Source organism: Amycolatopsis acidiphila (assembly GCF_021391495.1).
Classification (GTDB): domain Bacteria; phylum Actinomycetota; class Actinomycetes; order Mycobacteriales; family Pseudonocardiaceae; genus Amycolatopsis_E; species Amycolatopsis_E acidiphila.
On record NZ_CP090063.1, the window covers coordinates 2,742,869 to 2,757,444 of the forward strand.

At 71.5% G+C, this 14,576-nt stretch carries 14 protein-coding genes; 7 read left to right on the forward strand and 7 right to left on the reverse strand.

Annotated elements, in window-relative coordinates:
* Positions 1-93: 93 nt before the first annotated feature.
* Together LWP59_RS13300 and LWP59_RS13305 are read left to right on the forward strand one after the other, a co-directional pair.
* Entirely contained in the window at positions 94-1,146 is a 1,053-nt protein-coding gene (locus tag LWP59_RS13300) for a glycosyltransferase (protein WP_229858039.1), read from the forward strand.
* Entirely contained in the window at positions 1,143-1,850 is a 708-nt protein-coding gene (locus LWP59_RS13305; RefSeq protein WP_144635507.1) for a polysaccharide deacetylase family protein, read from the forward strand. The genes LWP59_RS13300 and LWP59_RS13305 overlap by 4 nt, the downstream gene beginning before the upstream one ends.
* On the opposite strand, the gene LWP59_RS13310 is transcribed toward LWP59_RS13305, so the two are convergent.
* The 4 genes from LWP59_RS13310 to LWP59_RS13325 form a co-directional block, all read right to left on the reverse strand.
* Entirely contained in the window at positions 1,832-2,773 is a 942-nt protein-coding gene (locus LWP59_RS13310) for a M56 family metallopeptidase (protein WP_144635504.1), read from the reverse strand. The genes LWP59_RS13305 and LWP59_RS13310 overlap by 19 nt on opposite strands.
* A gap of 4 nt (positions 2,774-2,777) precedes the next feature.
* Positions 2,778-3,155, reverse strand: coding sequence for a BlaI/MecI/CopY family transcriptional regulator (locus tag LWP59_RS13315; RefSeq protein ID WP_144635501.1), 378 nt, complete (start codon positions 3,153-3,155; stop codon positions 2,778-2,780).
* A 252-nt stretch (positions 3,156-3,407) separates the two neighbouring features.
* Positions 3,408-4,676: a sensor histidine kinase gene (locus LWP59_RS13320; protein ID WP_144635498.1), complete on the reverse strand. Its 1,269-nt coding sequence runs from the start codon at positions 4,674-4,676 to the stop codon at positions 3,408-3,410.
* A 3-nt stretch (positions 4,677-4,679) separates the two neighbouring features.
* Entirely contained in the window at positions 4,680-5,369 is a 690-nt protein-coding gene (locus LWP59_RS13325; protein ID WP_144635495.1) for a response regulator transcription factor, read from the reverse strand.
* 201 nt (positions 5,370-5,570) lie between these two features.
* Here LWP59_RS13325 and LWP59_RS13330 point away from each other — a divergent pair, with 201 nt between their 5' ends.
* The 5 genes from LWP59_RS13330 (at position 5,571) to LWP59_RS13350 (ending at position 11,599) form a co-directional block, all read left to right on the forward strand.
* Positions 5,571-6,749 carry a phosphodiester glycosidase family protein gene (locus LWP59_RS13330; protein ID WP_186383115.1) on the forward strand — a complete coding sequence of 393 codons (1,179 nt, stop codon included), beginning with the start codon at positions 5,571-5,573 and terminating at the stop codon, positions 6,747-6,749.
* The gene (locus tag LWP59_RS13335) at positions 6,730-7,422 is read left to right on the forward strand and encodes a response regulator transcription factor (RefSeq protein ID WP_144635492.1); all 693 of its coding nucleotides are present in this window, start codon (positions 6,730-6,732) and stop codon (positions 7,420-7,422) included. Before LWP59_RS13330 ends, LWP59_RS13335 begins: the two co-directional genes overlap by 20 nt.
* A gap of 29 nt (positions 7,423-7,451) precedes the next feature.
* The gene (locus LWP59_RS13340) at positions 7,452-8,870 is read left to right on the forward strand and encodes a HAMP domain-containing sensor histidine kinase (RefSeq protein ID WP_144635489.1); all 1,419 of its coding nucleotides are present in this window, start codon (positions 7,452-7,454) and stop codon (positions 8,868-8,870) included.
* Positions 8,871-9,002: 132 nt separating this feature from the next.
* Positions 9,003-9,593 (forward strand): DUF998 domain-containing protein, encoded by a 591-nt coding sequence (locus LWP59_RS13345; protein ID WP_186383114.1) that lies wholly within the window; start codon positions 9,003-9,005, stop codon positions 9,591-9,593.
* On the forward strand, positions 9,587-11,599 hold the full coding sequence (locus tag LWP59_RS13350; protein ID WP_144635483.1) for a glycosyltransferase: 2,013 nt from the start codon (positions 9,587-9,589) through the stop codon (positions 11,597-11,599). The genes LWP59_RS13345 and LWP59_RS13350 overlap by 7 nt, the downstream gene beginning before the upstream one ends.
* Positions 11,600-11,677: 78 nt before the next feature.
* On the opposite strand, the gene LWP59_RS13355 is transcribed toward LWP59_RS13350, so the two are convergent.
* The 3 genes from LWP59_RS13355 to LWP59_RS13365 form a co-directional block, all read right to left on the reverse strand.
* Positions 11,678-12,088 carry a hypothetical protein gene (locus tag LWP59_RS13355; RefSeq protein ID WP_144635481.1) on the reverse strand — a complete coding sequence of 137 codons (411 nt, stop codon included), beginning with the start codon at positions 12,086-12,088 and terminating at the stop codon, positions 11,678-11,680.
* A 437-nt stretch (positions 12,089-12,525) separates the two neighbouring features.
* Positions 12,526-13,179 (reverse strand): response regulator transcription factor, encoded by a 654-nt coding sequence (locus LWP59_RS13360; RefSeq protein ID WP_144635478.1) that lies wholly within the window; start codon positions 13,177-13,179, stop codon positions 12,526-12,528.
* The gene (locus LWP59_RS13365; protein WP_144635475.1) at positions 13,180-14,568 is read right to left on the reverse strand and encodes a sensor histidine kinase; all 1,389 of its coding nucleotides are present in this window, start codon (positions 14,566-14,568) and stop codon (positions 13,180-13,182) included.
* Positions 14,569-14,576: the final 8 nt, after the last annotated feature.

Consider the following 14,576-nt stretch of genomic DNA (forward strand, 5'->3'; position numbering starts at 1 on the left):
GACCCCTCGTGCTGAACACTGAACGGGCGGACCCGCGAAAGAGCAGTATCTACGCTGCTGTAGAAATACTACATGACTGTAGAAGATCGGGCTGTGATCGTGTCAGCGCGGATCGGCGCGGGGCACGACGGCGCGGCCGCGGAGCTGGCGCGCCGGCTGCGGGAGCGCGGTTTCGACATCGCCTGCCACGACTTCCTCGACCTACTGCCCGGCCGCCTCGGCCAGCGGCTCTGCGATGCCTACCACCGCGAGCTCGAGCTCGTCCCGCGCAGCTGGGACCTGCTGCTCGCGGCAGCCGGGTCCGCTCCGCTGGCCCGGCTCGCGGGACGGCTGGCCGGCCTCGCCGCGCCGCGCCTGCGTGCCGTGCTCGCCGCGCCGCCCGCCTTGGTCGTCTCGACCTACCCGTTGGCCAGCCAGGTGCTCGGTGCGCTCCGGCGCAGGGGCGAGCTGGCGGCGCCGGTCGGGGTGTACCTGACCGATCCGTCGGTGCACCGGCTGGCCGTCAGCGCGCACGCGCACCTGCACATCGCGCCCAACCGGCACGCGGCCGCCGCGGCCCTGCGGCTCGGCGCGCCGGTGGCCGTGGCGGCGAAACCTGTTGTGGCGCCCGGGTTCCGGCCGCCCGTGCCGGGCGAGCGGAACCGCGCGCGAGACCGGTTCGGCCTCGCCAGGGGCGAGCGGCTCGCTCTGGTCGTGTCCGGTTCCTGGGGAGTGGGCGAGGTCGAGGACATCACCGAGGACGTCGCGGCGACCGGCGCGGCGCATCCGGTCGTGGTGTGCGGGCGCAACGACGCCTTGCGCGAGCGGCTGCGCCGCGCCGGCGTGTCCCGGGTGTTCGGCTGGGTCGAGGACATGCCGGCGCTGATGCGGGCGTGTGACGTGGTGGTGCAGAACGCCGGCGGGCTGACCACGCTCGAGGCACTCGCGAGCGGGCTGCCGGTGCTGACCTACCGCAGCCTGCCCGGGCACGGTCGGACGAACGCCCGCGTGCTCGACGAGATCGGGCTGGTGCCGACCGTGTCGCGCGCCGACCTCGGACACGCCCTGCACACGGCGCGCACGGCGGGCCTGCCCAGGGGCGCCGACCCGGCCGACCTGCTCGCTGTCCTGGCACGCCCGGCCGCTGTCCCGGCGCGGGCCGCATGAAGACGGCCTCGCTGGTGCTCGCCGCCGGGGTGGCCCACGCCGGCCCGGCGGCCGCGTTCCTGCCACCGCTGCGCAACCGCTTCCTGCCCAGGCTCGCCGGCGTGGGCGATCCTGGTCATGTCGCGCTCACCTTCGACGACGGGCCGAACCCGTTGTCGACGCCGCATTTCCTGCGGCTGCTGGAGGCGCGGCGAACACGCGCGACGTTCTTCGTCCTCGGCAGCCAGGTCGCGCGCGCACCAGGAGTGGCGCGGGACATCGTCGACGCCGGGCACGAACTCGCGGTGCACGGCTGGGAACACCGCTGTCTCCTGCGCTACGGCCCCCGCCGGGTCCACGACGATCTCGCCCGGGCCTGCGAAGTGATCGAGCAGGCGTCAGGACGGCGTCCACACTGGTTTCGAGCGCCCTACGGCGTGTTCAGTGGCGGCGCGCTGCTGGCCGCCCGCCGGCTGCGGCTGAAGCCGGTTCTCTGGACCTGCTGGGGCTTCGACTGGACCGAGCGCGCCACCGGGTCCTCAGTGCTGCGCACGGTATTGAAGGACCTCGACGGCGGGGGCACCGTGCTGCTGCACGACTCCGACCACGCGGCGAGCGTCGGGGCGTGGCGCGCCACCCTCGCCGCCCTCGGCCCGTTGCTCGACGAGTGCGCGCATCGCGGCCTGCGCGTCGGCCCGCTCGCCGATCACGCCATCGACCGGTGAGGGTGGTGATGCCCGAGGCTCGCCACCTCGATCCCCTTGTGCAGATCAGCCGCGGCCTCCACGCTCGCCTGCGCCGACCACATCGTGATCGCGATGGTGAACGCCGTACCGGCCACGGCCGCGAGTCGCCACCCGGACCGCTGCGGTCGGCTGTCCAGCAGCGCCGCCACCCGGCGAGGCACCGAGCCTCCGGTGGCCGCGGGCGCCAGCGGCGAGACCGTCGTCCTGGCCGCCAGCGCGGCCTTCCCCACGGCGACCGCCACCACCCGCCGATCGCCCACCCGGGCGCAGCTGACCTCGTCGGCCCACCGTTCCACCAGGAACACCACCGCCGAGCGCAGCGGCCGCAGCAGCGGGTTCAGCGAGGTCGCCAGCGACACGAGCGTGAGGAACACGTGGTGGCGGTGACGCAGGTGCGCCCGTTCATGAGCGAGCAGCGCGCACCGCTCGGCCGGGGTCAGCGCGGCGAGCATGGACCGCGACACCACGATCCGGCCGCCGCGCAACGGCACCGCGAACGCCAGCGGCTCGGCGTCCGGAAGCACCACCAGCCCCGCGCTCTCCGGGACACCCTTGATCGTCCGGGCGACTTCGCGGAGCCAGCGCTGCTTCCGGAGAACATCGACCACGGTCGACACCAGGACGATCCCGAGCACCAGCCCGGACACCACCTCCCACGGCACACTCGCGAGCCCCATGCCCCGCAAGGTCTGCGGCGACCAGTCGCCGAACCGCGCGACCGGAGGCATCAGCGACAGCCCGGCGAAGGCGAGCACGGCCAGCGCCGCCGTGCTCCCGGCGGCCAGTGCCACCGCGGCGCAGGTCAGCAGCCACACCGCGAGCCGGGGCGGGGCACCGCTCGCCACGCGGGCCAACGGCCAGGCGGCCACCGGCAGGAGCAACGGGACGAACACGCCGTCCATGGCGTCACTCCTGGCCGGTGTCGCGCAGCAGTGCCCGCAGCATCTGCTCGTCCGAGTTCGACAGGTTCGACACGAACCGCGCGAGCACCCGCGCGCGGTCGGGCTGGGTGTCCAGCAGCTTGCGCATCCGACGCGCCGCCAGACCCGCCTCGTCCTCCACCGGGGCGTAGGCGAAGGAGCGGCCCCGTTTCTCGCGGGTCAGAGCACCCTTGTCGTGCAGCCGGCTGAGGATCGTGACCACGGTGGTGTATGCCAGTTCCGTGTCGACGCTCTCCTGTACCTCGGTCGCCGTCATCGGCCTGCCTTCGCTCCACAACGCCGCGAGCACCTCGGTCTCCAACTCGCCAGGCCCGCGCCGGCCGCCCCGGAATCGCCGCGTCATGTGCTGAATCTACAACACTGTAGATGGGCAGGGATGGCGGTGGCCTCCCTGAGGACGTTGCCGGACGGCCGGCTGCCCGGGCCCACCTCGGTGACCCTGAGAGATGTCGAGGGCCGAGGGCACGGCCCGGCCGTAGCCGATGCCGACGACGGTCGCAGCGGCTCCTCGCCGGCGCAGCCGCTGCAACAACACTGCCGCGTTACCGCAATCACCATGGGTACCCAGGACGTCAGGGAGCACAGGCGTGCCGCGCTAATCCGTCGGAAGCAACAAGGTGAAGGTCGGCGGCGCCGGTTGGGACAGCCACAACCTGCCACCTTCCGCTTCGGCCAGGCTGCGCGCCAGCGCGAGTCCGATGCCGCTGCCGGTCCTGCTCGTGCGGCGGCGGAACACGTCGCTGTCGTCGGGGATGCCGGGCCCTTCGTCGGACACGTCGATGGCCAGTGCGCCTCCGGCGTCGCGTGCGATGACCGTCACGGTTCCGCGGCCGTGGGCCAGGGCGTTGTCCAGCAGAACGGCCAGGATCTGGCGGACGGCGGCTTCGGAGGCCCGTGGTGGCGGCGCACCGTCGCCCGTCACGTGCAGCTCGCGGTGCTGAGCGGTGAGCAGGCCGCGCCAGACGTCGCCGATCTCGGCGAGCAGCCGGTCCAGATCGGCCGCGGTGTCCGGGTTCGCGCCGGTGCCGCGGGCGAGTGCGAGCAGGTCGTCGATCGTGCGCTCCAGCCGATCGGCGGTGGCGATCCCGTCGGCGACCGCGGCTGCCGGATCGGCGCCGGGGGAGTCCAGGGCTGCTTCGAGCTGGAGGCGCAGCCCGGCCAGGGGGGTGCGCAGCTGATGTGAGGCGTTCGCGGAAAACGCGCGTTCCCGGTCGAGCATGTCGCCGATCCGACCGGCGGTCGTGTTCAGCGCGGCTCCGACGGAGTCGATCTCGGGCACTCCCGCGGCCGGCGCCCGTACGGTGAAGTCGCCTTCACCGAGCTGGCGGGCCGCGACTGCGAGATGTTCCAGAGGCCCGGCCAGCCGCGCGGCCATCCGACGGGCGACCAGCCAGGTGAGTGCGAGCGCGGTCGCGGCCAGGCCGAGCATCACCAGCCAGGTCGCGCCGGTGCGCAGGTAGAGATCGGTCCGCGGAGACGCCGTCCGGACCACGCCCACGAGCACGCCGTCGTCCGTGACCGGGACGGCGAAGGAGAGTTCACCGTCCGGCTCGGCTTGCGCCGGTCCCTCGGCCAACGCACGCCGCACCACCGTGTCCGCCGTGGACGGTCCATCGCCGGCGAGCAGACTTCCGTCCGGGGCGTAGACGGCGAGCCCGGTTTCGCTGTCGATGGGAAGCGGCAGGAGACTCCCGTGGGCGAGCTGGTCGGCGATGGTCAGCGCGGTGGAGTCGGCGGTTCGCTCGAGCTCACGTCGTTCGTCGTCGAGATAGTATTTCGCGACACCCACGGCCAACGGCAGCCCGAACAGGCTGATGGCCAGCACCGCGGCAGCGAGCGTCAGGGCGATGATGCGCTTGCGCAACGGTCATTCCTCCAGGCGTTCCAGCCGGTAGCCATGGCCGCGCAAGGTCGAGATCCGGGGAGCGCGGCCGGCCGCGGCCAACTTGCGGCGCAACGACGCCATGTGCACGTCGAGGGTCTTGGTCGAGCCGTACCAGTGGGCGTCCCACACATCGGTCATCAGGCTGTCCCGGCTCACGGCCGCACCCGGGTTCTCGGCGAGTCGCGCGAGCAGATCGAACTCCTTGGTGCGCAACGGAATCTCGGTATCATGCAGGTACACGCGGCGGGCCTGGACATCGATTCTCAACGGGCCGACTTCGACAGCGATCGTCAGCGGTGACGCGCCGGCGGGCCCGCGCCGCAGATGGGCCCGCACCCGGGCGAGCAGTTCGCCCAGCCGCACGGGCTTGGTGAGGTAGTCATCCGCCCCGGCCTCCAACCCGACGATCACGTCCATCTCGTCCTTGCGAGCGGTCAGGATCACCAGCACCGCCTGCGGCTGGCCCGCCCGGAGCCGGCGGCAGACCTCGATCCCGTCGAGGTCGGGCAGGCCGAGGTCGAGCAGGACCAGATCGAAGTCTTCCGTGGTGGCGCTGGACAGGGCGCGATGGCCGGATCGCTCCCACTGGACATCGAAGCCATGACGCCGCAGGCTCGAGTCGAGTACCCGGCCGATCGTCTCGTCGTCCTCGACCAGCAACAGTCGCGTCATGACCGCAGGGTAAACGGCGCGACACCGCCGAGCCGCGACGCTCGGCTGATTTTGCCCGGGGATAACCTTTTCGGGCGCCGCCGCGCCACGAAGAGTTGAACGGGCGGGGAGCGACCGGGGCAGCCTGCCCCAGCGGTGCAGCGCCGCCGGGCACATTCACGAGCGACGTTTTGCCGTCGGCTAACCTCCGGTGACCCGGGCGTGAACCTAGGCGTTCTTATCGTCGATGCCATGGGCAAACGCGGTAAGTTCGTCGCCCTCGGAATCGCCGCATTGCTGGCGTATCCGGGTGTGACCTACGTCCAGGCGCTCACTTATCCAGGTGACGCGCCGCTGTCGGCGCGGACCGTCGACTGGATGCGGCAGATCGGGGCCGGGCCTGTGGTCAACGCCGTGGAGAACTGGTGGTACACCCGGCATCAGCCATCGACTGCGGCTCCCGCCGCGGGGGCGTTGCCCAACGTCGGACAGACCGGGCAAGGACGGCCCTCCGGCGCTCGCCCCACCGACCTGCCGGTGGCGCCGCCGACGCTGCCGGGTGAGGGCATCTGGGTCCCCGGAGCACGCGTGAGCGGCGGCGCGGCCGCCGACTACACCACGTTCATCCGGCCCGATCCGGGCCATGCCAGCGTGATCGCGGGAGTCGCCTGGCTCGATCAGCGTCTGGTCAGAACCACTTTGATCGCCGGCACGAAGGAGCCGCGGGGGTCAGCGGGTCCCGAAGGCGCTGCCGTCCCCACCGCGTTGCGGTCGACGCTCGTGGCGACGTTCAACTCCGGCTTCAAGATGCAGGACTGCGGATGCGGCGCCTACCTCGACGGTGTCCAGGGCCCGCGGCTGCGCGACGGCGTAGCCTCCGCGGTGATCCACCGGGACGGAACCGTGTCGATAGGACAATGGGGGCGCGACGAGACGCTGACCCCCGATGTCGTGGCAGTGCGGCAGAACCTCCACCTGGTGGTCGATGGGGGTGCTCCGGTCCCGGGCCTGCAGTCGAACCCGGCGGGGGACTGGGGCAGCGCGAGCAACCAGTTCCAGTTCACCTGGCGCTCCGGCGTCGGTACCGACCAGGCCGGCAACCTGATCTATGTGGCGGGCGACAAGCTCACCCTGAGCACGCTGGCCAATGCCATGGTGGAGGCCGGGATCGTGCGCGGGATGGAACTGGACATCCACTCGCAGATGGTGGCGTTCAACTCCTATCGGCCCGACGTTCCCGGAAGTTCCCCCGTCCATCTGCTCCCCAGCATGCCGGGCTCGACCACTCGCTATCTGAAACCTGATCAGCGGGACTTCTTCGCCGTGTCGCTGCGGTCCCCGGGAGCGACGAGCCCCGGCGTCGGATCTCAGGCGGTGGGCCGTGTTGCTGCTGATCGCTGACGACGACCCCGGCGTCCGCGATTCCCTGTCCCGCACGCTGCGCTTCGAAGGATACGACGTCGAGTTCGCCGGCGACGGCGCGCAAGCACTGGAGCGCGTCCGGACGCTGCGGCCGGACGGCGCGATCCTCGACGTGGCGATGCCGGGAATGGACGGGGTGGAGGCGTGCCGGCGGCTGCGCGCCGAGGGAAACGCGATACCGGTGTTGATGCTGACCGCGCGGGGCCGGGTCGGGGACCGGGTCACCGGTCTCGATGCCGGGGCTGACGACTACCTGGCGAAGCCGTTCGCGTTGCAGGAGTTGCTCGCCCGGCTGCGCGCGCTGCTGCGCAGGGCCACGCCCCAGGACACGGTCGCCGAACCTGAAGCCGCCGGGCTCGCGTTCGGCGATCTCACGCTCAATCCCGTGACCCGCGAGGTTCGGCGAGATGCCCGCCCGGTGCACCTCACCAGGACGGAATTCTCGATCCTGGAGGTGTTTCTCCGGCACCCGCGGCAGGTACTGACGAGACAGGTGCTCGGCGACCACGTGTGGGGCGTAGATCTGCCGACCGGATCCAACGGACTCGACGTCTTCGTCAAGAACCTGCGCAAGAAACTCGAAGCAGCCGGCGAGTCACGTGTGCTGCACACCGTTCGCGGCGTCGGCTACGTTCTCCGGGACGGCGTGTGACGCGCCCGGCCTGGCGCCGATGGGGGCGGATGAGCCTGCGCTCGCGGCTGACCGCGATCACTTCGGTGGCGGTGGCCGCCGTCGTGGTGGTCGTCTCCCTGTCCTGCTGGTGGCTCATGCGCGGGCGGTTGTACCAGCAACTGGACGCACGATTGCGCACTGACGCGGTTGCGGCGCAGCAGGCGGCCACGCCGGCCGCCGCAGCTGCCGCGATGGCCACCGCCACGCAGCCACGTGCGGACTGGCGCAGCGGCCCCGCCGCGCCCGATGTCGCCGTGCGTTTCCTCGACACAGCGGGCATCGTCGTGGCCCAGAGCGCGGGTGCACAGGTGCTGGGGCCGGTCGCGCCTGCCGCACAAGAGGTCAGCGGATCGGGGCAAGGGGCCGTCCTGACCGACGCCGGCTCCGACGAACACTCGTACCGGGTCGACACGGTGGCCAGGCCGGGTGGCGCCGTCGAGGTCGCCCGGCGGACCGGTGGCATCGCGGAAACCCTCACCGGGCTGGGCGCGCTGCTCATCGGGATCAGCCTGGCCGGCGTCGCTGTGGCAGGACTGATCGGCTGGACCATCGCGCGCGCGGGCCTGAGCCCGGTGGAACGGCTCACCACCGTGATCGAGGAGATCGCCCGCACCCAGGACGTCACCGCCGGAATCCCGGTACGCGGGCACGACGAGATCGCTCGCCTCGCGGTGGCGTTCAACGGGATGCTCACGGCGCTGGCCGGCGCGAAGGCGGCGCAGCGGCAACTGGTCGAAGACGCGGGGCATGAGCTGCGGACACCGCTGACCGGCCTGCGCAACAACATCGAGCTGCTGATCCACGCGTCGCAGCAGGCGCCGCACGGCAGAGCAATGCCGGCCGAGGACCAGACGCGGCTCTTGGCCGACCTCGGCGCCCAGGTCGCGGAACTGTCCACTTTGACCGGTGAGCTGATCGATCTTGCCGCGGACGACGCGAATCCGGAGCCGTTCGAGCAGCTCGCCCTCGCCGGGTGTGTCGATGCCGCGGTGGTACGCGCCCGTATCCACTGGCCTTCGGTGGTCTTCGACCTCGACGTGCTGCCGGCCACCTGTGCCGGTCAGCCTGCTGCCCTGGAGCGCGCTGTGCTCAATCTGCTCGACAACGCCGCGAAGTGGAGCCCGCCGGGCGGCGTGGTGCGGGTCGTGATGTCGGTGAACGAGGCCGGCGACCACGCCGACCTCGTGGTGGGTGATGACGGACCAGGTATCGCGGAAGAGGATCGGGAGAAGGTGTTCCAGCGGTTCTACCGCGCCGCGGACGCGCGTGCGATGCCCGGATCGGGGCTGGGACTGGCCATCGTCGCGAAGACCGTCGAGGCGCATCACGGGTCGGTACACGCGGCGCGTGCCGAGAGCGGGGGCGCCGAGCTGCGGATCCGGCTACCGCTGTCCGCTTCTCACAGGAAAACAGCCGCGGTTTCTTAGCGTTTCTTCATCTGGAGCAGAAAAAGTCGCACCGTGACCCTCGTTGACGTTCCCCATCCCACACCGCCACGGCCTGATGCCGGTGCCGTGCGCCGTGGCGCGTCCTTCAGCGGCATGGCCACTCTTGGTGCGTTGGCCACAGCTGTTGCCAGCGTGCTGTGGCTGCACATTTTCCTCGCCGCCCGGGTCGATCCGGTCAGCCAGGTGATCAGCGACTACGCGCTTTCCGGTGGTGCGGTGTGGTTCGCCTGCGGCGCCCTCGCGCTCGCGGGCGCGATGGTGGTGCTGGTGATCGGACTGATCCGGGCGGGGGTCCCGCTCACCACACCGTTCGTCGCCCTGGCAGCCGGCTGGTGCCTGGGGCTGACCGTGTGCGCGTTCGTGCCCACCGACCCCACCGGAGGTTCCCGGACGTTCGGTGGCGCGGTGCACCTCGTCGCCGGGACCGTGCTGTTCGTGTGCCTGCCGTCGGCGCTGCGCGTGCTGACCGTCCAGCTCGGCCCCGGGGACCTCGCCGCCCGGCTTCGCCGGTGGACGCAGTGGTGCTGGGCCGCCCTGGCCGTGTTCGCGGCCACGCAGGTCTGTGTCGTGTTCTCCGGTCCTGGTGCCAGTTTCGGCCCGCCGGTCCAGGGGCTGTGCGAGCGCCTGACGTTCGCCACCTATGTAGCGGCGATGTCCCAGCCGGCGTTCGCCCTGTCCCGACTCGAGAGGAAGTCATGCTGATCATCGCCATCGGGTGCGCGATCGCCGCGGCGTTCGGCTACGCGGTCGCCAACCACCTGCAACACACGTCGGTCCGGAAGGTCGCCGGCGGCCCTGAGCTGACCCTCCCGGGGGTGCGGGCGATCCTGCATGTCCCGTCGTGGCGCTGGAGCGTGCTGTTCCTCGTGGCAGGAGCGGTGCTGCACACTCTCTCGCTCACCATGGCCCCGCTGGTCGTCGTGCAGCCGATCGGAGTGCTGACCTTGGTGGTCACCGCCGTCCTCGCCAAGGTTCGCCCCACCGCCGGGGTACTCGCCGGAATGGTGCTCACCGTGGGTGGGGTGATCGCGTTCGTCGGGCTTTCCAGCTCGGCGACCGCGAGCGGTGCTCGGCCCGACCTCGTCGTCGCGCAGTGGGTTCCCGTCGTGGCCGTGGTGCTGGCGGTCGTGGGGCGGCGCGCGGGAGCGCGGGCGAGGTGCGTCCTGCTGGCAGGTGCCGGAGCCCTTTTCTTCGGCTTCACCTCGGCGCTGGTCCGTGCGCTCGCCCAAGGGCAGCTCGGCGGTCTGCTGCCGGTGGTGGCGGTGGAGATCGTGGCCGCGGCGCTCGCCGGGAGCTGGTTGGTGCACCAGGCACACGCAGGCGGATCGTCCGCGGTCGTGGTGGCGACCACGACCATCCTCGATCCCGTTGCCGCCATCCTGATCGGAGTCTTCGCCTACGGCGAGGCGAGCAGCTCGTTCCTCGTGACCGCAACCCTGCCCGCGGCAGCCGCGATCGCGGGTCTGGTCGTTCTCGCGCGCGCGGTGCCGGACCCGGGGCCGGCCACCGGAAGGGTGCAGCGCGAGGGTCCGTGGCGTGTGGTCGTCGCCGCGGACACCTACCCGCCCGATATCAACGGTGCTTCGCATTTCGCGCACCGCCTCGCGTCGGGACTCGCCGCGCGCGGCCACGACGTCCACGTGCTGTGCCCGTCGACCACCAGCCAGGACCGGACCGAGGTGGCCGACGGGGTGATCGTGCACCGCATCGGCGCGCTGCGGACACCGTTCCACCCGACGTTCAGGGTGTGCGCTCCCTGGCGCGCCGCGAGGAGTGTTTCCTCGCTGCTGAAAGAGATTCAGCCCGACCTCGTGCACAGCCAGGCGCATTTCGTCATCGGCCGGCGCGCGGTCCGCGCCGCCACCGCCGCGGCGGTCCCGGTGGTGTCCACCAATCACTTCATGCCCGAGAACCTCCTGGGCTACGGACCGCTTCCGCGCTGGTCCCACCGGCTGTTCGCGCGACTGGCCTGGTGGGACCTGACGCGGGTGCTCATGCACGCGGCCGCGGTCACCGCACCGACCCCACGCGCCGTCCAGTTGCTCGAGGAGAACGGCCTGAACCGGCCCGCGACCCCGATCTCGTGCGGCATCGACCGCGCTCACTTCGCCACCGCGCCGGCTTCCGCCGGCGGTGACCCGACCATCCTTTTCGTGGGCAGGCTGGACGCCGAGAAGAACGTCCACGAGCTGCTCCGAGCCGCGGCCGCGTTGCCCGCGGACATCCGGGTCGAGCTGGTGGGGGACGGCAGCGAACGCGACCGGCTGGAGGAGCTCGTCACCAGGCTGGGCATCACCGACCGCGTCACGTTCCGTGGCTTCGTCACCGACGACGAGCTGGTCCGCGCCTACCAGTCCTGTACCGTGTTCTGCATGCCGGGAACGGCCGAGCTGCAGAGCCTGGCGACCATGGAGGCCATGGCCGCGGGCAGGCCGGTTGTCGCGGCCGACGCGATGGCACTGCCGCACCTGGTCCACCCGGGCCACAACGGCTGGCTGTACCAGCCCGGTGACGTCGCCGGGCTGACCAGAGCCCTCGGCGACGTGATGTGCGACAGCGCGGTACGCGAGGCGATGGGACGAGCGAGTGCACAGCTGATCGCGGCTCACGACATCCAGCGAACCCTGGGGCGCTTCGAGGAGCTCTACCGCGACGTCCTCGCGGCGACGTCTCGTCCGGTGGCCCGGGACGATCTGGTGGCCTCGTAGCACGGAAGCCCGCCAGGCAGCCGGGACGGCTGTAGAACGCGTTCATCTTGTCGTGGTCGGCCTCGCGGGGGCGGAAGACTAGCTCAACCAGCGCAGCGAGTCGGTGATGGTGCGCCAGGCACCGGCGTTGGCGGTGCCGGCCGGGCTGGACAGGGTGAGGATCGCCTCGTGCGTGCCGCGCCAGAACTGGTAGCGCTCCACCGCCTCGACGACCGGCTGGCTCGATGTCGCCAGCGGGGACAGTGCCTCGTAGGTGACCAGGACGGCGGTTCCTGCCGGGCGAGCCGCTGTCGCGATCTGGCCCAGCACGAAACCGTTGCTGGTCGTTTGGAGCTCGGGAACGTCGAAGGTTCTGGCAGAGGCTGTGGTGGGCGCCTGAGGCGTGCTCAGGGTGTCGACGGCGACGCTGTCGAAACCCGAAGTGAACAACGCCGACGAGCCACCCTCGGTACGGGTCCAGCCCGCCGGTATCCGGACAGTCACGGACATGTCGGCTGCGGTGAAGGGCGCATAAGGCTGATTCCGGGGTATGTCGCCGATCATGCCGGCCGCCGGAGCAGAGGCCGGGGCCGTGGCTGACGGCGTTCCCGTCGCACACGCGGTGAGGGCGGCCACCATCGCCAGCGTTGCGAGACGCCCTCCCGTCGAGCCGTATGTCGCGCAGGCAAGCCGGCATCGTCCCATCCCTCGACGGTAGAAACCCGCAGGTACGCGGTTCGGCAACGCAGGATTAGCTGTCGGCAAAATCCTTGTGGCGCTCTGGGGCCGCCTCCTACGCCGCGGGGCGCCGGCTGAACGCGCGCGGCGGCGAGAGGACGCTCGTGCCGATTCCTTCACCGAGCAGCCCTCGTCAGCTCGGTCGACCCTGCTTCCAGCTTGGCGGACCGCCGTGGCGGGGAAGAGGGCCTGCCGGTGTCCGGACTTGATCACGACAGGCGGTAGCCGACGCCGCGCAGGGTCTGGATGTAACCGGGGCCGATCTTGCGGCGCAGGTAGCCGATGTAGACCTCGACGACGTTCTCGTCGCCGTCGTAGTGGGCATCCCACACGTGCGTCAGGATCTCGTGCTTGCTCAATGCTTCGCCGCGGCGGCGGAGCAGGAACTCGAGCAGGCCGAACTCCCGGGCGGTGAGCTCCACCTCCTGGTGTCCCTTGTGGACGGTGCGGGCGGCGGGGTCGAGCCGCAGGTCGCCGAGGGTGAGAACGGCGGGGCGCTCCGGGGCGCCGCGGCGCAGCAGGGCCCGTAGCCGTGCCAGCAGCACGATGTAGGAGAAGGGCTTGGTCAGGTAGTCGTCGGCGCCGAGGTCGAACGCGTCTGCCTCGTCGTATTCGCCGTCCTTGGCGGTCAGGATCAGCACAGGGGTCCAGTTGTGCCGTTCGCGCAGGCGTTTGAGCACCGTATAGCCGGACATGCCCGGCAGCATGATGTCCAGCACGATGACGTCGTAGACGTGCTCGGTCGCGAGCCACAGCCCGTCCGGCCCGGTGTGGGCGACCTCGACGGTGAAGCCGTCCGCGGTGAGTCCCTTGCGCAGGGTCTCGGCGAAGGCCTGCTCGTCCTCGATGACCAGGATGCGCATCTAGCTGTCCTTGAGGGGGAGCCGGATGCGGAAATGCGCACCCGGGTAGGCGGGGTCGGGAGTGTCGGCGTACTCGGCGTGCCCGCCGTGCCGTGCCGCGATCCCGGCGACGATGGCGAGCCCCAGTCCGGCGGAGCCGCCGGTCCCGTGGTGGCGGGCGTCGTCCCGGCGCACGAACCGCTCGAAGATCCGCACCCGGTCCTGCGGCGGCACGCCGGGCCCGTCGTCGGCGACCTCCACGACCGCGGTCGCCCCGTCGGTCCGAGTTCGCACGCGGACCCGGTGCCGGGCGTGCTCGGCCGCGTTGTCGACGAGGTTGCGGATCGCCCGCTGCAGCTGCGAGGGGTTGCCCGTCACCTTGGCCGGCCCGGTGCGGATCTCGACCTCCAGTGCCCGGGTGGACCGGGCGCGCCCGGCTTCGGCGCGGGCCAGGTCGTCCAGGTCGACCTCGGTGTGCGGCGGCTTGTCGGTGGTGTCGTCGGTGCGGGCGAGCAGCAGCAGGTCGTCGACCAGCTCCCGCAGCCGCCCGGTTTCCCGCGACACCACATCGAGCAGCTCGTCGGCGCTCATGGCGTCCGGATGGTGTGCGGAGACTTCGAGTGCGGTCGTGATCGTGTTCAGTGGTGAGCGCAGCTCGTGGCTCGCGTCGGCGACGAACCGCCGCTGGGCGCCCTGAGCGGAGGCCAGCCTGCCGAGCATGGAGTTCAGCGTGGTGGCCAGCCGGTGGATCTCGTCGTTGCCGGGCGGCAGGTCGACCCGGCGGCTCAGGTCCCGGGTGGAGATCTCGGCGACCGCGCGCCGCATCCGCTCGACCGGCCACAGCGCCGAGCCGACGGCGCGGTAGACCGCGAGCGCGCAGATGGCCAGCAACGGCACGGCCGCTATGCCCAGCAGCAGCGACAGCCGGGCCGACGCCTGGGTCACGGGATCGAGCGAGCGCGCCGAGATCACCGTGTAGGGGCCGCCCGGACCGGAGACGCCGGCCGAGACGAGCCGGTAGTCCTCGTCGGTGCCGTTGATCGGCAGGGTCACCGTCTCGACGCTTTCGTGGCCCGGCGTCGGCCGGTCCCCGGTGAGCGGCGGGCGTCCGGAGATGGCCGGGTCGCTGGCGATCGGCCGTCCGGTGCGGTCGAGCACCTGGATCACCGAGGCGCTGTCGCCGCTGCTGGCGACATCGCTGGAGGTGAGGTCGCGGGCGCCTTCCTTCGCGATCTCGTTGCCGACCTGGCGGCCCGCGCTGCGCGCGTCCTCGGTCGTCGCCTTGTCCAGCGACCAGCCCAGCAGCAGGACCACGACGATCCCGGCCAGCACGAGGGTCCCCGCCACCGCGGCGACGGCGACGAGGGTGGTCCGGGTGCGCAGCCCGGGCCGGGACAGCTGGAAACGCACCACCGTAG

Coding starts and splice junctions, on each gene's coding strand:
- LWP59_RS13305 (WP_144635507.1), top strand. CDS start 1,143: ATGAAGACGGCCTCGCTGGTGCTCGCCGCCGGGGTGGCCCACGCCGGC.
- LWP59_RS13310 (WP_144635504.1), bottom strand. CDS start 2,773: ATGGACGGCGTGTTCGTCCCGTTGCTCCTGCCGGTGGCCGCCTGGCCG.
- LWP59_RS13315 (WP_144635501.1), bottom strand. CDS start 3,155: ATGACGCGGCGATTCCGGGGCGGCCGGCGCGGGCCTGGCGAGTTGGAG.
- LWP59_RS13325 (WP_144635495.1), bottom strand. CDS start 5,369: ATGACGCGACTGTTGCTGGTCGAGGACGACGAGACGATCGGCCGGGTA.
- LWP59_RS13340 (WP_144635489.1), top strand. CDS start 7,452: ATGAGCCTGCGCTCGCGGCTGACCGCGATCACTTCGGTGGCGGTGGCC.
- LWP59_RS13350 (WP_144635483.1), top strand. CDS start 9,587: ATGCTGATCATCGCCATCGGGTGCGCGATCGCCGCGGCGTTCGGCTAC.
- LWP59_RS13355 (WP_144635481.1), bottom strand. CDS start 12,088: ATGTCCGTGACTGTCCGGATACCGGCGGGCTGGACCCGTACCGAGGGT.
- LWP59_RS13360 (WP_144635478.1), bottom strand. CDS start 13,179: ATGCGCATCCTGGTCATCGAGGACGAGCAGGCCTTCGCCGAGACCCTG.